Source organism: Roseomonas sp. HF4 (assembly GCF_005222755.1).
Classification (GTDB): domain Bacteria; phylum Pseudomonadota; class Alphaproteobacteria; order Acetobacterales; family Acetobacteraceae; genus Neoroseomonas.
Genome location: NZ_STGD01000006.1, coordinates 248,846 through 266,740 on the forward strand (window position 1 = coordinate 248,846; position 17,895 = coordinate 266,740).

A 17,895-nucleotide genomic window follows, 5' to 3' on the forward strand; every position below is an offset into this window, starting at 1 on the left:
GCGTCCCGTGTTCGACCTTCCCGTCGCCGAGGCCCTGCCCGCCCTGACCGCCGCCCTGCGCGCGGGCCCGAATGCCGTGCTGGTCGCCCCGCCCGGTGCCGGCAAGACCACGCTCGTGCCGCTGATCCTGAAGGACGAACCCTGGGCTGCCGGCGCCCGCATCCTGGTGCTGGAGCCCCGCCGCGTCGCCGCCCGGGCCGCCGCGCGGCGTATGGCCCAGATGCTGGGCGAGGCGCAGCCCGGGGGCATCGTGGGCCTGGCCACGCGGCTCGACCGCATGGTCTCGGACGCCACGCGGGTCGAGGTCGTGACCGAGGGCCTGCTGGTCCGCCGACTGCAATCCGACCCCGGGCTGGATGGCGTCGCTGCCGTGCTGTTCGACGAGGCGCATGAGCGTAACCTCGACACCGACCTCGCGTTGGCGCTCTGCCTCGACCTGCAGGCGAACCTGCGGCCGGAACTGCGCCTGCTGGCGATGTCGGCCACGCTGGACGGCGCCGCCTTCGCCGGGCTGCTCGGCGGCGCGCCGGTCATCGAGAGCCTGGGCCGGGCCTGGCCGGTGGAGCTGCGCCACCGCGCGCGCGACCTCAAGGACCATCGCGAGCTGCCCGATGCCATGGCCGGCGCCGTGCGCGACGCGCTGCGCGAGCATCCGGGCGACGTGCTCTGCTTCCTGCCCGGCTGGGGGGAGATCCGGCGCACGCAGGAGAGGCTCGCCGGCCTCGATGCGCTGGTCGTGCCGCTGCATGGGGAGATGCCGCCGGCCGAGCAGGACGTGGCGCTGAACCCGGCGCCGGACGGGCGGCGGAAGGTGGTACTGGCGACCTCGATCGCCGAAACCTCGCTGACCGTGCCCGGCGTGCGGATCGTGGTGGATGGCGGCTTCCGCCGCGCGCCGCGGCTGGATGCCGCGACGGGGCTGGCACGGCTCGCGACGCTGCGCATCGGACGCGCGGCGGCCGAGCAGCGCGCGGGGCGGGCCGGGCGGCAGGCGCCGGGTGTCGCGATCCGGTTGTGGAGCGAGGCGCTGCATCGCGGCCTGCCGCTCGCGGACCGACCCGAGATGCTGGAGGCGGAGCTGTCCGCGCTGGTGCTGGATTGTGCGGCCTGGGGGGCGGCGCCGGGCGATCTCGCCTTCCTCGACCCACCGCCGGCCGGGGCGGTCAAGGCCGCGCAGGCGTTGCTGCGGGACCTCGATGCGCTCGACGCCGCCGGGCGGATCACCGAGGCTGGGCGGCGCATGGCGCGGATGGGCGCGCATCCGCGGCTTGCGCGCATGATGATCGCGGCGGCCGATGACGGGGAGCGGGCACTGGCCGCCGACCTCGCCGCGCTGTTGGAAGAACGCGACCCGATCCGACGCGGCGGGCCCGGGGCGCGGGACGTGCCGGCGGATGTGCAGCTGCGGCTCGACCTGCTGCATGGCGGCGACCGGGCAGATGCCGATGGCGCGGCCATCCACCGCATCCGCCGCGCCGCCGCGCTGCACCGGCGGCGGCTGCGCGTCCATGGCACGGTGCGGGCGGAGGGCGATGCCGGCGCCCTGCTGGCCGCGGGCTTCCCCGACCGCATCGCGGCGCGGCGCGGGACGATGGACGGCGCCTTCCGCCTTGCCTCGGGCCAGGGCGCGCGGCTGGCGACGACGGACCCGCTCGGCAAGTCGGCGCTGCTGGCGGTGGCCGACCTCGAATTGCAGGGCACCGAGGCGCGCATCCGCATGGCGGCGCGGATCGACCGCGCGGTGCTGGAAGCCCGCTTCCCCGAGCGCGTTCGGCGGGAGGAAGGGGCGGCCTTCGACGCCCGCGCCGGCGCCGTGGTCGCGCGCCGGCGCCTGATGTTCGGCCCGCTGGTGCTGGAGGAAGCGCCGCTGCCCCATGCCGACCCCGCGGCGGTGGCGGTCGCGCTGGCCGAGGCGGCAGCCGGGCGGGGCTTGCGGGACCTCGACTGGTCCGGGGCGGCGCGCCAGGTGCAGGCGCGGATCCTCTGGATGCGGCGCGTCGAGGGGGAGGCCTGGCCGGATGTCTCGGACGCCGCGCTCGCGGCCTCGGCGCGGGACTGGCTGGCGCCCCGGCTGCACGGCAAGGCGCGGCTGGCGGAGCTCGGCGGGCTGGACGTGGCCGCGCTGCTGCTCGATGCCCTGCCCTGGGACCGGCGTCGCGCGCTTGAGGCGGCGCTGCCGGCGCGGCTCGCGCTGCCGGCCGGGCGCTCGGCGGCGATCGACTACACGGGGGAGGTACCGACGCTAGAGGCCCGCGCGCAGCACCTGTTCGGCCTGGCCGCGCTGCCGCCGCTGGCCGGCGGGCGGGTGAAGCTGCAGGTCGCGCTGCTCTCACCGGCCGGGCGGCCGGTGGCGGTCACGGGGGACCTCGCCGGCTTCTGGGCCGGCGCCTGGGCCGAGGTGCGGCGCGAGATGCGCGGCCGCTACCCGAAGCACCCCTGGCCGGAGGACCCGACCCTTGGTTGAACCCCGGGCGGCGGCAGCGCAGATTGACGCCGTGACGCACACCCCGACCGCCCCCGATTCCCAGGTCCTGCCGCGCCGGCTGGCCCTGCTGCTGCCGGCGGCGCTGGCGGCCTGTTCGCAGCCGGCCGTGGCGCAGCGTGGCCTGCCCGACTTCGCCGACTTGGCCGAACGCGTGCTGCCCGCCGTCGTCAGCATCCAGACCACGAGCCGCGAGCGCGCCACGCCCGACCCGCGCCGCGGGCCGCTCGACCGCGGGCGGCGCGGGCAATTGGTGCAGGGGGCGGGGTCGGGCTTCATCGTCGAGCCATCCGGCGTGGTCGTGACCAACGGCCACGTGGTCGGCGAAGCGACGCGCGTGACGGTGACGACGCAGGACGGCACGGAATACCCCGCCCGCGTCGTCGGCGTGGACGAGCTGACCGACATCGCGCTGCTGCGCATCACGCCGCGCGCGCCGCTCGCCGCCGTCTCCCTCGGCGTGTCGCAGACGCTGCGCGTCGGGCAATGGGTGCTGGCGGCGGGCAATCCCTTCGGCCTCGGCGGCAGCGTGACCAGCGGCATCGTCTCGGCGCGCGGGCGCGACATCGGCGCCGGGCCCTTCGACGACTTCATCCAGACCGACGCGCCCATCAATCCGGGCAATTCCGGCGGGCCGCTGTTCAACATGGCGGGCGAGGTGATCGGCATCAACACGGCGATCTATTCGCCGTCGGGCGCCAGCGCGGGGATCGGCTTCGCGGTGCCGTCGGACCTCGCGCGGCCGGTGGTGGAATCGCTCCTGCGCGACGGGCGCGTCGATCGCGGCTGGCTCGGCGTGTCGGTCGCCGATGCCGACGAGCAGGGCCGCGGCCGGCGCGGCGCGGTGATCATGGGGGTGGAGCGCGGCAGCCCCGCCGCGCGGGCCGGGCTGCGCCAGGGGGACCTGGTGACGGCCCTGAACGGGGAGGCGGTCGCGACGTCCCGCGCCCTGGTGCGCGGCGTCGCGGGCCTGCCGCCCGGGGAGACCGTGCGCCTGACGCTGAGCCGCGGCGGACGGAACCAGGAAGTGGCCGTGCAGATCGGCCGCCGGCCGGACCCCCCGTGAGGCCGGCGGCGCGCTGCGCGGGCGATTTCAACCGCACCGGAACTGGTCTAGGAGGGGGCTTCGTCATCCTTCGGGCGGAAGCCCTGCCGGGACCCCCGCTGCCATGAGACTGCTGCTGGTCGAGGACGACGCCGAGGTCGCCCGCTTCGTGCGCAAGGGGCTGCAGGAGGCCGGGCACGTCGTCGAGCATGCGGCGAACGGGCGGGACGGCCTGTTCCTCGCAGCATCCGAGCAGTTTGACGTGCTGGTGCTGGACCGCATGCTGCCCGGCGGCGTGGACGGGGTACGCCTGGTCGAGACGCTGCGCGCGCAGGAGAACCGGACGCCCGTGCTGTTCCTCTCGGCGCTGTCGGCGGTGGATGAACGCGTGCGCGGCCTCAAGGCCGGCGGCGACGATTATCTGGTGAAGCCCTTCGCCTTCGCGGAACTTCTGGCGCGCGTCGAAGCGCTGGGGCGGCGGCCGAGCGGGGATGCGCCGGCCACCCGCCTCAGGATCGCGGATCTCGAGATGGACCTGCTGTCACGCACCGTCACGCGGGGCGGCAAGCGGCTCGAGATCCAGCCGCGGGAGTTCCGCCTGCTCGAGCACCTGCTGCGCCATGCGGGCCAGGTCGTCACGCGCACCATGCTGCTCGAAAAGGTGTGGGACTACCATTTCGACCCCCAGACCAATGTGATCGACGTGCATGTCAGCCGGCTGCGGCAGAAACTCGACAAGGGCTTCGACAGGCCGCTCATCCACACGGTGCGCAACGCCGGCTACATGATCCGCGCCGAGGCCTGAGGGTCGCGCGATCCCGCCGCCCCCCCTCCCGCGCGCGGAGATTGCGCCCAGCCTCGACCCGCTGCTGCGTTTCCTGCGCAGTGCCGGCTTCCGCTTCGCCGCCCTGTTCGCCGGCATCTTCATCGGTGCCTCGGGCCTGTTCGCCGTGGTGCTGTGGTACGCGACGGCGGGCTCGCTCGACCGTCAGACCGATGCGGCGCTGCGCACCGATGCGCTCGGCCTGATCGAAAGCTGGCGCGGCGCCGGCGCCCGCGGCGTGGCCGAGGCGGTCGCCGAACGCCTGGCCAACGATGTCGAGGGCACCGCGATCTATGTCTTCCTGGACCCCGCGGGGCGGCGCGTCGCGGGCAACCTCGACCGCTGGCCGCGCGGCGTCGAGCCCGACCTGTCCTGGACCTTCACGACGGTGCAGCGCGAGGGCACGGAGGCCGAGGCGCGCGTCTTCGCCGTCGAGTTCGGCGACGGCCATCGCGTTGCCGTCGGCCGCGACGTGGCCGAGAAGAACCGCCTGCGCGAATTGCTGGCCGAGGGCATCGCCTGGTCCGCCGTGACGGCGACGCTGTTCGCGCTGGCCGGCGCCGCGCTGCTGCGCCGTGCGGTCGAGGCGCGGCTCCGGCCGGCGGCGCAGACGGCGCAGGCGATCGCCGCCGGCGACCTGTCGCGCCGCGTGCCGTTGTCCCGCCGGGAGGACGAGTTCGACCGCCTGGGCGAGAGCATGAACGCCATGCTGGACCGCATCGACCGGCTGATGGAGGGCGTGCGCGGCGTGTCGGACTCGATCGCGCACGACCTGCGCACGCCGATCGCGCGCGCGCGGGCCAAGCTCGAGGAGGCGCTGGGCGGCCCGGGCGAGCCGGAGGCGCTGCGCGCCGCGATGGAGCAGGGGATCGCCGACCTCGACCACATCACCCGCGTGTTCGGCGCGCTGCTGCGCATCGCCGAGGCCGAGGCGGGGGCGCGGCGCGCCGCCTTCGCGCCGCTCGACCTTGCGGCAGTGCTGCGCGACGTCGCGGAATTCTATGCGGCGGTGGCGGAAAGCCGCGGCCAGGCGCTGGACCTCGGACTGCCGCCGCGGCTCGAGATGGTGGGGGACCGCGACCTGCTCGCGCAGGCGGTGGGAAACCTGCTCGACAACGCGCTGAAATTCACGCCGCCGGGCGGGCGGGTGCGGCTCCTGGCCCGGGCCCTGCCGCGCGAGGGCGTCGAGATCGTGGTCGAGGACACCGGACCGGGCCTGTCGCCGGAGGACCGGGCGCGGGCGGGGGAGCGCTTCTTCCGCGCCGATTCCTCGCGGGCCACGCCGGGCTCGGGGCTCGGCCTCTCGCTGGTGCTGGCGGTGGCGCGCCTGCATGGGGGCGACCTCACGCTCGAGGACGCGGCACCGGGGCTGCGGGCGGCGCTGCGGCTCGGTCCCGGATGAACGCATGGTCATCGCCGGGCCACCGCCCGGCGATGCGTCGCGCGCCAGGATCAGGCCCATGCGCGCGCTGCTGCCCGCCCTGCTGCTCCTTGCCCCGACCACGGCGGCCCTCGAGCCTGCCGCACGCGTGACCACCGACAGCCGCGAATATTGCGCCGAGCTGGCCCGCCGCTTCGCCACGCTGCCCAACGCGGAGGCCGAGCCGGCCCGCAGCCTCGCCGCGGAAGGCGTCCGGCTCTGCGACGCGGGCCATCCGCGCACCGGGGTGGCGAAGCTGCGGCGCGCGATCCGCGCCGCGCGCATGGGGCAATAGCGCGATCTTCGCGTGACCGGCACCGGCCCGCGGCCCCGCCCCCGATTGCGGCCCTCGCCCCCCGGGTCTATGCGCCTGCCCCATGAGCGACATCCTGCCCATCCGCCGCGCCCTTCTCTCGGTCTCCGACAAGGCGGGCCTCGTCGAGTTCGGCCGCTTCCTCGCAGAAGCCGGGGTCGAGGTCCTGTCCACCGGCGGCACCGCCCGCGCGCTACGCGAGGCCGGTGTGCCGGTGAAGGACGTGAGCGAGCACACGGGCTTCCCCGAGATCCTGGACGGCCGCGTCAAGACGCTGGTGCCGCAGGTCCATGGCGGCATCCTCGGCCGCCGCGACAGCACGGAACACCTGGCGCAGATGGCGGCGCACGCGATCGCGCCGATCGACCTGGTGGCGGTGAACCTCTACCCCTTCGAGGCGACGGTCGCGAACGGCGCGTCCTTCGAGGACTGCATCGAGAACATCGACATCGGCGGGCCGGCGATGATCCGCTCCGCGGCCAAGAACCACGCGGGCGTGGCCGTTCTGACCGAGCCCGCCCACTTCGCCGAAATCCGGGCCGAGATCGAGGCGCGGGGCGGCACGACGCTGGCGACGCGCCGGCGCCTCGCGGCCGCGGCCTATGCCCGGACGGCGGCCTACGATGCGGCCATCGCGGCCTGGTTCGCGCGCCAGGAAGGGCAGGACTTCCCGCCGCGCCTGGCGCTGCCCGGCGTGCTGCGCCAGGGGCTGCGCTACGGCGAGAACCCGCACCAGCAGGCTGCCTTCTACGTGGACGGAAGCGCGCGCCCGGGTATCGCCACGGCGCGGCAGGTGCAGGGCAAGGAGCTGTCGTACAACAACCTGAACGATACCGACGCCGCCTTCGAGTGCGTGGCCGAGTTCGACAAGCCGGCGATCGTCATCGTGAAGCACGCCAACCCCTGCGGCGTGGCGGTGGCGGGCGACCTCGCGTCGGCCTGGGACAGGGCGTTGCTCTGCGACCCCGTCTCGGCCTTCGGCGGCATCGTCGCGGCGAACCGCACCCTCGATGCCGCGGCGGCCGAGAAGATCGCGGCCATCTTCACCGAGGTGGTGATCGCCCCCGATGCCGACGAGGGCGCGCAGGCAGTCTTCGCCCGGAAGAAGAACCTGAGGCTGCTGCTGACCGGCGCGCTGCCGGACCCGGCGGCGGCGGGGCTCGCGTTCAAGTCCGTCGCGGGCGGCTTCCTCGCGCAGTCGCGCGACGCCGGGCGCGTGGCGGAGGACGCGCTGAAGGTCGTGACGCAGCGCGCGCCGTCCCGCGCCGAGATGGCCGACCTGATCTTCGCCTTCCGCGTCTGCAAGCACGTGAAGTCGAATGCCATCGTCTATGCGAAGGGGCTGGCCACGACCGGCATCGGCGCGGGGCAGATGAACCGCGCGGAATCGTCGCGCATCGCCGCCTGGAAGGGTGAGGCAGCGGCGAAGGCGGCGGGGCTCGAGCGGCCGTTGGCGGAAGGTTCCGTCGTGGCTTCCGACGCCTTCTTCCCCTTCGCCGACGGTCTCGAGATCGCGGCGTCCGCCGGCGCCACCGCCGTGATCCAGCCGGGCGGATCGATCCGCGACGCTGAGGTGATCGCGGCGGCGGACAAGGCGGGGCTTGCGATGGTGTTCACGGGGATGCGGCACTTCCGGCACTGATGCACGGGAGGGACGCCGCCCCTTCCGGACCCTCCCCGCCAAGGGCCGAAGGGCCTCTGGAAACCATCACCCGGCGCCCCGCCATGGGGTCGGCGCGGTGACGGTGTCCGAAGGCCCTTCGGCCCCTGGTGGGGGAGTTCGAGGGGGCAAGGCCCCGTCGACCCACCTCTCGGATATGGCACGAAGCATGGACGAACTGATCGCCGGCTACCGCCGCTTCCGCGCCGAGACCTGGCCGCGCGAGCGCGCGCGCTTCGAGGCGCTGGCGGCCGCCGGCCAGCGCCCGCGCACCATGGTCATCGCGTGTTCGGACAGTCGGGTCGATCCGCAGATGATCTTCTCGGCTGCGCCGGGGGAGCTTTTCGTGCTGCGCAACGTCGCCAACCTGGTGCCGCCCTACCTGCCGGACGCGCTGTTCCACGGCACCAGCGCCGCGGTCGAGTTCGCGGTGCGCGTGCTGGGCGTGGAGCGCATCGTGGTGATGGGCCATGCGCTTTGCGGCGGCATCCGCGCGCTGCTGGACGGCGCGCCGCCCGAGGCGCGGGACTTCGTGGCCGGCTGGATGGGAATCGCGGCCCGCGCGCGCGCCGTCGCGCTGCGCTGCGACGTGCCGGAGGACCGCCAGGAGGTGGCCGAGCACGAGGCGGTCCGCATCTCGCTTGCCAACCTGATGACCTTCCCCTGGGTGGCGGAGGCGGTGGCGGCGGGGCGGCTCGCGCTGCACGGGGCGCATTTCGGCGTGGCCACCGGGCGGCTCGTGGTGGTGCCCGCGGAGGGGCCGGCGGCGCCGGCATGAGCAGCCTCGCCTGCCGGGATGCGGGGTGCCAGACTTTCCGCAGACTTCACCGATTCGCGTCCGGGGGCGCATGGACGACCGCCTGATCCTCGGCTTGCTGCCACCTGATGCCGTGCTGCCCGTGGCGGTGCTGCTGGCGGCTGCGATCCTTGTCCTCGCGATCCTGCTGCGCCGACCGCAGCAGGACCCGCTGCTCGGGCAGATCCTCGGCCGCGTCGATGCCGTGGCGGCGGCGCAGGACCGCCAGGCGGAGCGCGTGGCGGCGCTCGAAGGCGACATCGCCGAGCGCGTCAATGCCGTGGTGCTCGACCAGACGCGCGTGCTGGGGGATGCGGTGAAGGAGCAGGTCGCGCGCATCTCGGCACAGGAGGCCGCGCTCGCCGACCGCATGGCCGGCGCCGAGCGCAGCCTGACCGAAGCCATCAAGGCGCAGAACGAGAGCCTGACGCTCGCACTGTCCGGCCAGACCGAGCGCGTGACGAAGTCGCTCGGCGACACCGCGACCGAGATCCGCGAGCGGCTCGCCGTGATCGACGCCGCGCGCGGCAACATCGAGGCGCTGGGCGTGCAGGTCACGACGCTCTCCTCCATCCTCGGCAACAAGCAGGCGCGCGGGGCGTTCGGGGAGGCGCAGATGGAGCAGATCATTGCCGACCGCCTGCCGGCCGAGGCCTATGCGCTGCAGGCGACGCTGTCGAACGGCAAGCGCGCCGACTGCCTGATCCACCTGCCCAACCCGCCGGGCCCGATCGCGATCGATTCGAAGTTCCCGCTGGAATCCTGGCTCGCGCTGCGCGAGGCGCCCGACGATGCGGGGCGCGCGGCGGCGCTGAAGCGGCTCGCGGCCGATGTTCAGAAGCACGTGAAGGACGTAGCGGAACGCTACGTCATCCCCGGCGAGACGGCCGAGGGCGCGCTGATCTTCGTGCCCTCCGAGGCGATCTACGCCGAGCTGCACACCACGCTCGTCGCCGTGGTGAGCGAGGCGACGCGGCGCGGCGTCTACATCGTCTCGCCCACCACGCTCTGGGCGGTGCTCGGCACGATGCGCGCGCTGATGCGCGACGTGCGGCTGCGCCAGGAGGCTGGGCGGATCAGGGGCGAGCTGGACCGGCTGCTCGCGGATGTCGGGCGGCTCGACGACCGGGTGGAGAGCCTGCGCCGGCATTTCGGCCAGGCGGAGAAGGATATCGCGATGATCGAGACCTCCTCGGCGGCCATCAAGCGCGGCGGGCAAAGGCTGGCGGACCTCGAGATGGACGACGCCACGCCGCCGCGGACGCTGCCGCTGTGAGCGCACTGCAGGCGCAATCGGCCGCGGGACTGCTGCTGCTGCCCGCCCTGGCCTGGGCGCTGGGCGGGTTCCGGCGCAATGCCTCCCTGCGCGTGGTCGCGGTGGGGATCGCGCTGCAGCTCGGCCTGGCCGCCGCGCTGCTCAACGTGCCGCTGCTGCGCCGCGCCTTCGCGCTGATCGGCGACGGCGTGAACGCGCTGGCGACGGCGACCAGGGCGGGCACCTCGCTGGTCTTCGGCTATCTCGGCGGCGGGCCGTTACCCTTCCCGGAGCCCTTCCCCGGTGCGTCCTTCATCCTGTTCTTCCAGGCGCTGCCGCTGGTGCTCGTGGTCGGCGCACTGTCCTCCGTGCTGTACCACTGGGGCGTGCTGCCGGCGATCGTGAAGGGCATGGCGCGCGTGCTGCGGGCGCTGTTCGGCCTGGGCGGCGCAACCGGCTTCGGCGTCGCCGCCAATGTCTTCGTCGGCATGGTCGAGGCGCCGCTGATGATCCGCGCCTGGCTCGCGAAGCTCACGCGGTCCGAGCTGTTCGTGGTGATGACGGCGGGGCTCGCCACCATCAGCGGCAACACGCTCGTGGTCTATGCGCTGATCATCTCCCCCGTCGTGCCGGATGCGGCGGGGCAGCTGCTGGTCGCATCGCTCGTCTCGGCGCCGGCGGCGATCCTGGCCGCGCTGCTCATGATCCCGCCGGCGGAGGGCGACGCGGCGACCGAAGGCGGCGAAGGCATCCCCGAGAAGCTCTACGACAGCAGCATGGACGCGCTGGTGCGCGGCACGCAGGACGGGCTTGCGCTCCTGCTCGGCATCATGGCGTCGCTCATCGTGTTCGTGGCGCTGGTGGCGCTGATGAACCTGGCGCTCGAACCCGTCACCGGCGTGACGCTGCAGAAGATCATGGGCTGGGTGCTGTGGCCCGTCGCGTGGGCCATGGGCGTGCCCGCCAGCGAGGCCACGACGGTCGGCGCCTCGCTCGGCGTCAAGATGGTGGTGAACGAGTTCGTCTCCTACCTCGAACTCGCGCAGTCGGGCGGCGCGGGGCTGAGCGAAAGGTCGCGGCTGATCCTCACCTATGCGCTCTGCGGCTTCACCAACCTCGGCTCGATCGGGATCATGGTGGGGGGCATGACGGCGATGTGCCCGGAGCGGCGGCGCGACATCGTGGCGTTGGGATTCCCGGCGCTGGTCTCGGGGACCATCGCCTGCTGCATGACGGGGGCGGTGGTGGGGGTGCTGACGGCGCCGTAGCGGCGGGCGTCACCTCGGGGAGGGCTCCGCCCTCCCTAAACCCCTAACGTCACCTCGGGGAGGGCTCCGCCCTCCCCAAACCCCTCCGGCCAAAGGCCGAAAGGCCTTTGTAAACCAACATCTGTCACCCGACCGCCGGGGTTGGCGCGGTATTGGGTTCTGAGGGCCTTTCGGCCCTCGGTGGGGGTGTTCGGGGGGGCAAGGCCCCCTCGGCCGCTTGCCGAAACCGCCCCGCGCGTCAGGATGCCCCCAAGGAGCCGCCATGACCCACATCGTCCACCGCAATCTCCACGAAGCCCCGCCCATTGCCGCCTCCGGGCGCGGCATCTGGCTGCGCGACGCATCGGGCCACGACGTGATCGACGGATCGGGCGGCGCCGCCGTCGCCTGCCTCGGCCACGGGCACCCGCATGTCATCGCGGCGATGAAGGCGCAGATCGACCGGCTCTGCTACGCCCATACCGCGCTGTTCACCGCCGAGAGCGCGGAACGCCTGGCCGACATGCTGGTGGGCCACGCGCCGGGCGGGCTGACGCACGCCTACTTCGTCTCCTCCGGCTCCGAGGGCATGGAGGCGGCGCTCAAGATCGCGCGGCAATGGGCGATCGAGAGCGGCCAGCCGCAGCGGACGAAATTCATCGCGCGGCGGCAATCCTACCACGGCAACACGCTGGGCGCGCTGGCGGCCGGCGGCAACGCCATGCGCCGCGCGCCCTATGCGCCCATCCTGTCGGACGCCTTCAGCCACGTCTCGCCCTGCTACGCCTATCGCGACCGGCACGCCGAGGAATCAGACACGGACTACGTCGCGCGGCTGGCGGCGGAACTCGAAGCGGAATTCCAGCGCCTCGGCCCTTCGACCGTCATCGCCTTCTGTGCCGAGACGGTGGTGGGCGCGACACTCGGCTGCGCCACCGCGCTGCCCGGCTACTTCCCGGCCATGAAGGCGGTCTGCGAGCGCCACGGCGCGCTCCTGATCCTGGACGAGGTGATGTCCGGCATGGGCCGCACCGGCACGCTGCACGCCTGGGAACAGGAGGGCGTCTCGCCCGACATCCAGGTCATCGCGAAGGGCCTCGGCGGCGGCTACCAGCCGATCGGCGGCATCCTGGTGCATGGCCGGGTGATCGAGGCGCTGACGCGCGGTTCCGGCACCTTCAAGCACGGCCATACCTACCAGGCGCATCCGGTCGCCTGCGCCGCGGCGCTGGCTGTGCAGGAAGCGATCCGCGACGAGAACCTGCTCGACAACGTGCAGGCGATGGGCGCGCTGCTCGAACAGCGGCTGACGGACCGGCTCGGCAACCACGCGAAGGTCGGCGACATCCGTGGCCGGGGCCTGTTCTGGGCGGTGGAACTGGTCACCGACCGCGCCACCAAGGCGACCTTCGACCCGGCGCTGGCCGTGAACGAACGCGTGAAGCGCGAAGCCTTCGCCCGTGGCCTCGCCTGCTACCCGATGGGCGGGACGATCGACGGCAGGCACGGCGACCACGTCATCCTGGCGCCGCCCTACATCTGCACCGCATCCGAGATCGACATGATCGTGGAGCGCTTCGGGGATGCCGTGGATGCCGCCGTCGCCGGCGCATGACCGCCCCTGGACCGCCCGGGCCGACATGGCGCGGCGGCCCGTGATGCCGGTCACCCCCGCGCCATCGTGAGCGCCGCCCGCCGCATTCCTGCCCTGTCGCCCTGCGCAATCTGCACGACCTGACACCCATCGCCTGACGGGATCGCCACCTTGCCCATCATCAACCGCATCGCCGATTTCCAGCCCGAGCTCGCCGCCACGCGGCAGGACATCCACGCGCATCCGGAACTCGGCTTCCAGGAACGCCGCACCTCGGACCTCGTGGCGCGCATGCTCGAATCCTGGGGTGTCGAGGTGCATCGCGGCATCGCCGGCACCGGCCTCGTCGGCGTGCTGCGGAACGGGTCCTCGAAGCGCAGCATCGGGCTGCGCGCCGACATGGACTGCCTGCCGATGCAGGAGACCTCCGACGTGCCGCATCGCTCGACCGTCGCCGGCCAGATGCATGCCTGCGGCCATGACGGGCACACCACCATGCTGCTCGGCGCCGCGCGGTATCTCGCCGAGACGCGCAACTTCGACGGCACCGTCCACTTCATCTTCCAGCCGGCCGAGGAAGGCGGCGGCGGCGGCCGCGTGATGGTCGAGGAAGGGCTGTTCGAGCGCTTCCCGACCGACCAGGTCTATGCCCTGCACAACGACCCGGAACTGCCGCTGGGCGAAGCGCGCGTCACCGCGGGCCCGGTTCTGGCCGCGGCCGACCGCATCAGCATCACCGTGCACGGCAAGGGCGGCCACGCGTCGCGCCCGCACATCTGCATCGACCCGGTGCTGGTGGGCGCGCAGATCGTGGTCGCGGCGCAGTCGGTCGTGGCGCGCTCGATGGACCCGATCGACACGGCGGTGGTCAGCCTCTGCATGTTCCATGCGGGCTCGGCCGGCAACGTCATCCCCGAGGTCGCGGAACTGACCGGCACGGTGCGCACCTTCAAGCCGGAGGTGCAGGACATGGTAGAGCGGCGGCTCGGTGCCATCGTCCGTTCGATCGCGGAAGCCCATGGCGCGCAGGCGGAACTCGCCTTCACGCGCGGCTACCCGCCCACCGTCAACCACGAGGCCGAGACGCTGCGCGCCCAGAAGGCCGCGGCGCATGTGCTGGGCGAAGCGCGCATCCACCGCAACGCGCCGCCGCGCATGGGGGCCGAGGATTTCTCCTACATGCTGCAGCGCTGCCCCGGCGCCTTCATCGGCATCGGGCAGGGCGATGGCGGGCGGCACTCCGTCGGGCTGCACAATCCGCGCTTCGACTTCAACGACGACCTGATCCCGCTCGGCGCCTCGGTCTTCGCGCGGCTGGTGGAACAGGAACTGGTGCGCGGGTGACAGGCGGAGGGGCGCCGCCCCTCCGGACCTCCCCGGCAAAGGCCGAACGGCCTTTGCGAACCATCACCGGGTGCTGTCCGTGACCGCGCGCCGAACCTCGGCGCGAACGCCGGGCCGGGTGCCAGGACGAATTCCCCACCCGCGCGACCCGGCGCAAGCGAAACCGTAGCGCGACGCCTGCCGAGCCCGACGCCAAGTATGGGTTTCCAAAGGCCTTTCGGCCTTTGGCGGGTCCAGGGCAGAGCCCTGGCCAGGGAGGTCCGGAGGGGCGGAGCCCCTCCGGGGCAACGGATGGTCCGGAGGGGCGCCGCCCCTCCACGGCTACGGCGCGTGCCGATCCAGCAGTGCGTCCGGCAGTGCCATGACGCGCGCCCCGTAGGTCCAGACCAGCGCGCAGTCCACTGGCCGTCCCGGGAAGGCCGCCCGCAACAGAGCGCGGTAGGCCGCCATCTGCCGCAGGTAGATCGGCGCGACCTGCGCCACCTCCGCCGGTGGCGGCCGATTCGTCTTGTAGTCCAGCACCAGCACGCGGTCGGGCGCCACCAACAGCCGGTCCACCTGGCCGGCGATCAGGCGTTCGCCCAGGCGCCCGGCGAGCGGCGCCTCGGCCAGGCTGCCGGGGCCGAGTGCGGCGGCGACCAGCGGCTGGTCCAGCAGCGCCAGCACCTCGGCCAGCACCGCCTCCCGCTCGGCCGCCTCCAGCCCGTGCCCGGGGCGCGCCAGGAAGCGGCGCGCCACGTCCTCCCGTGCCGCCGGCGGATGGTCGGGCAGGTGCTGGAGCAGCGCGTGGACCAGGCGGCCGCGGCGGAAGCGCAGGCCGCGCGGATCGTCGGCGGGGCGGGGCGGGGCGCTCGGCGTCTCCTCCTCGCCCGGCAGTGCGGATGGGGCGACGGCGCCCGCGGGCGCCTCCGGCGGCGCGGGCCGGCGGGCCCAGGCGGGCAGGGCGATCGCGGCCATGCCGGCGCGGGCGGGGCCTTCCGGCTTCGGCGGCGCCGCCTGCGGGCAGGCCAGGCGGCGGATGGCGGCATCCGCGGGGAAGGGCTCGCGCGGCGGGTCGAAGGAGACCTCCGCCGCACCGCCGAGCCGGTCGAAGCCCTGTTCGACCAGGCGGTACCAGCAGCCTTCCGGCACCTCGCGCTTGCCCTGCCAGCCGCAGACGACGAGCCGGTCCTCGGCGCGCGTCAGCGCGACATAGAGCAGGCGGTGCTGCTCCTCGGCCTCGCGGTCGCGGTCGTCCTGCCGCTGCGCGGTCAGGGCGGGGGCGGCGAAGCCGTCCTGCCGCGGCGCCCAGGCGGGCAGGTCGCCGTCCAGCCAGCGCAGTGTCGTGCGGTCGGGCGGCGCGCCGGTGGTGTCGGGCAGGATGACAATGGGCGCCTGCAAACCCTTGGCACCGTGCACGGTCATGATGCGCACGGCGCCGCCGGCGCCTTCCATCTCGCGCTTCACCTCTGCACCGCCCTGGCGCAGCGCATGCACGAAATCCTGCAGGGAGGGCGGGCCGGCGCGCTCGTGCTCCAGCGCGGCGTTCAGCAGCTCGTCCATCGGGTCGGCCGCATCGGGACCGAGGCGCGCCAGCATCCGCGCCCGGCCCGCGCGCGCATCGAGCGGCCCCGCGCCGCCCAGCACCGCGGCGAGCAGCGCATGCGGGCTCGCCTGGTCGGCCAGCGCCATCAGCCGCGCGAGCCAGCCCGCCACGGCGCCAAGCCGCCCCTCCGCACCGATATGCGCCGCCAGCGCCGACCAGAGCGAGCCCGTGCGCCCATGGGCGAGCGCGAAAAGCTCGTCCTCCCCGAGCCCCACCAGCGGCGATTTCAGCAGCGCGGCGAGGGTGAGGTCGTCGTCGGGCAGCAGCAGCGCATCCAGCAGCGCGAGCAGGTCCTGCACCGCGATCTGCTCGGCCAGCACCATGCGATCGACGCCGCCGACCGGGATGCGGAGGTCCTTCAAGGCGCGCACCAGGGCGGCGAAGAAGCCGCCTCGGGCGCGCGCGCGCACCAGCACCAGGATGTCCCCCGGACGGACCGGGCGGCCCCGGGGCTGGTCATGTCCGGCCTCGACGCGCGCGGGCAGCGTGTCGTGGTCCAGCATGTGGCGGATGCGCGCGGCGATCAGCACTGCGAGCCGCTGCGCCGCGCCTTCCCCGTCCACGGGCCGCTCGGGCGGCGCCCAGGCGGGCGGCGCCTCGGCCTCGGCCACCTGCAGCAGCGGCCAGAGCTCGACGCTGCCCGCCTGGCCGGCGCGGTCCGCGTAGTGGCGGAGCGTGGCACCCTGCGGCACCACGCCGTCGCGCGCCGCGCCCGCCTCGAACACCGCATCCACCAGCGCCAGCACCGGCGCGGTCGAGCGGAAGGAGACATCGAGAGGCACGGCGCGGAAATCGAGCCCGGCCTCGGGCACCACGCGGCCGTAATGCGCGCGTTCGCGCCCGAAGCCGTCGGGGTCGGCGCCCTGGAAGCGATAGATCGACTGCTTCACGTCACCGACCGCGAAGACGGTGCGGCCCGCGTCGCGCGCGCCCTCGCCTGCGAAGAACTCGCCGGTCAGCGCGCGCACGATGCCCCATTGGTCGGGGTTGGAATCCTGCGCCTCGTCGAGCAGCACGTGGTCCAGGCCGCCATCGAGCTTGAACAGCACCCAGGCGCTGCCCGGGTCCTCCAGCAGCCGCTGCGCACCGCGGATCAGGTCGTCGTAGTCGAGCATGCCGGCGCGCGCCTTGGCATCCTCGTACCGCCGCAGCACGGGGGTGCCGATGGTCAGCAGCGCCATGGTGGCGGCGAGCACGCGGGCGCCGGCGCGGGCGTTCTCGGCCTCCAGCACGCGCTCGCCCTCGGCGGTCAGCGTGTCCTGGATGCTCGCCATGGCGGCGCCGGCCTGCTTCGTCGCGAAGCGCTTGCGGACCTCGTTCTTGTCGGTCAGCAACAGGCCGCGCCAATCGTCCCAGTGCGCGACGCGGCCGTCCAGGTCGCGCGCCAGCCAGGCGGCGATCCCGGCGCCGCGCGACTGGTCGTTGGCGTTGCCCGACAGCCGCAGCGCGGCACCGGCGCGGCCGGCCTCCGACAGGTCGAGGTTGCAGGCGGCGCGCAGGATGTCGTCCTCCCGCATATCGTCCGGCGGCAGGCCGAGGGCGTGGGCGAGCGCAGTCTCGAACCCCGCCAGCCCCTGGCGCCCCTCGACCGCGCGCAGCAGCCGCCCGCGCGTCGCGGCGAGTGCGCCAAGGGTCTCGGCGAAGCGGTCGGGCGGCACCAGGCGAGCGAGGGCCGCGAGCGCCACGCGGTCGGGCGCGCGGGCCAGCACGGCTTCCCGTTCCCGGGCCAGCATGGCGCGCGCCTCGCGGTCCTCGACCACGCCGAATTGGGGTGCGAGCCCCGCCTCCAGCGGGAAGGCGCGCAGCAGGGACTGCGCGAAGGCGTGGATGGTGGAGATGCGCATGCCGCCCGGCTGCTCCAGCACGCGCACGAACAGCGCGCGCGCCGCCCGCAATTCGTCGGGCCCCGGCGCGCGGCCGGTGAGTGCCGCCAGCGCCGGCGCCAGCGCCACATCCTCGGCCGTGGCCCAGGCACCCAGCGCGCGCGCCAGGCGCGTCGCCATCTCGGCGGCCGCCGCCTTGGTGAAGGTGAGGCAGAGGATGCGCCCGGGCTCGACACCGGCCAGCAGCAGGCGCAGCACGCGGTCGGTCAGCAGCTTGGTCTTGCCGGAGCCGGCCGAGGCCTCGACCCAGGCGGAAGCCGCGGGGTCGGAGGCCAGCGACTGGGCGTGTTCGGCGCGTTGGCGGGGGGACTCGGTCATGGGGGAGTGAACTCCCCCAAACCCCCTCCTTTTTTTGTCACCTGGCGCCAGCCCGGGGAGGTGGGGCGCCAAATGGCATAAAGCGGTGGGGGATTCGGGGGAGGTGTCCTCCCCCGACCTTCCTTGTTCG

General features: G+C 74.0%; 12 protein-coding genes. 11 read left to right on the plus strand and 1 reads right to left on the minus strand.

Features of this window, described 5'->3' with window-relative positions:
• Positions 1 to 7: 7 nt before the first annotated feature.
• The 11 genes from hrpB to E8M80_RS11965 all read left to right on the plus strand — a co-directional run bounded on the left by hrpB (position 8) and on the right by E8M80_RS11965 (position 13,979).
• Complete coding sequence (hrpB, locus tag E8M80_RS11915) at positions 8 to 2,464, plus strand: ATP-dependent helicase HrpB (protein ID WP_137125907.1); 2,457 nt, start codon at positions 8 to 10, stop codon at positions 2,462 to 2,464.
• 31 nt (positions 2,465 to 2,495) lie between these two features.
• Positions 2,496 to 3,548, plus strand: a complete 1,053-nt coding sequence (locus tag E8M80_RS11920) for a S1C family serine protease (protein WP_137125908.1) — start codon at positions 2,496 to 2,498, stop codon at positions 3,546 to 3,548.
• A gap of 103 nt (positions 3,549 to 3,651) precedes the next feature.
• Complete coding sequence (locus E8M80_RS11925; RefSeq protein ID WP_137125909.1) at positions 3,652 to 4,332, plus strand: response regulator transcription factor; 681 nt, start codon at positions 3,652 to 3,654, stop codon at positions 4,330 to 4,332.
• Between the two features lie 148 nt (positions 4,333 to 4,480).
• Positions 4,481 to 5,752, plus strand: coding sequence for a HAMP domain-containing sensor histidine kinase (locus tag E8M80_RS11930; protein ID WP_240789995.1), 1,272 nt, complete (start codon positions 4,481 to 4,483; stop codon positions 5,750 to 5,752).
• 58 nt (positions 5,753 to 5,810) lie between these two features.
• A complete protein-coding gene (locus tag E8M80_RS11935) occupies positions 5,811 to 6,065 on the plus strand; it encodes a hypothetical protein (RefSeq protein ID WP_137125911.1) in 255 nt (84 codons plus the stop codon).
• A gap of 82 nt (positions 6,066 to 6,147) precedes the next feature.
• Positions 6,148 to 7,725, plus strand: coding sequence for a bifunctional phosphoribosylaminoimidazolecarboxamide formyltransferase/IMP cyclohydrolase (purH, locus tag E8M80_RS11940; RefSeq protein WP_137125912.1), 1,578 nt, complete (start codon positions 6,148 to 6,150; stop codon positions 7,723 to 7,725).
• 187 nt (positions 7,726 to 7,912) lie between these two features.
• Positions 7,913 to 8,521, plus strand: a complete 609-nt coding sequence (locus tag E8M80_RS11945) for a carbonic anhydrase (protein WP_137125913.1) — start codon at positions 7,913 to 7,915, stop codon at positions 8,519 to 8,521.
• A gap of 70 nt (positions 8,522 to 8,591) precedes the next feature.
• A complete protein-coding gene (locus E8M80_RS11950) occupies positions 8,592 to 9,815 on the plus strand; it encodes a DNA recombination protein RmuC (protein WP_137125914.1) in 1,224 nt (407 codons plus the stop codon).
• A complete protein-coding gene (locus tag E8M80_RS11955; protein ID WP_137125915.1) occupies positions 9,812 to 11,062 on the plus strand; it encodes a NupC/NupG family nucleoside CNT transporter in 1,251 nt (416 codons plus the stop codon). The genes E8M80_RS11950 and E8M80_RS11955 overlap by 4 nt, the downstream gene beginning before the upstream one ends.
• A 262-nt stretch (positions 11,063 to 11,324) precedes the next feature.
• On the plus strand, positions 11,325 to 12,656 hold the full coding sequence (locus E8M80_RS11960; protein WP_137125916.1) for an aspartate aminotransferase family protein: 1,332 nt from the start codon (positions 11,325 to 11,327) through the stop codon (positions 12,654 to 12,656).
• Positions 12,657 to 12,806: 150 nt separating this feature from the next.
• Complete coding sequence (locus tag E8M80_RS11965; protein WP_137125917.1) at positions 12,807 to 13,979, plus strand: M20 aminoacylase family protein; 1,173 nt, start codon at positions 12,807 to 12,809, stop codon at positions 13,977 to 13,979.
• 321 nt (positions 13,980 to 14,300) lie between these two features.
• Here the strand turns inward: E8M80_RS11965 and addA are convergent, their stop codons facing one another.
• Positions 14,301 to 17,765, minus strand: a complete 3,465-nt coding sequence (gene addA / locus E8M80_RS11970; RefSeq protein ID WP_137125918.1) for a double-strand break repair helicase AddA — start codon at positions 17,763 to 17,765, stop codon at positions 14,301 to 14,303.
• Between the last annotated feature and the right edge of the window lie 130 nt (positions 17,766 to 17,895).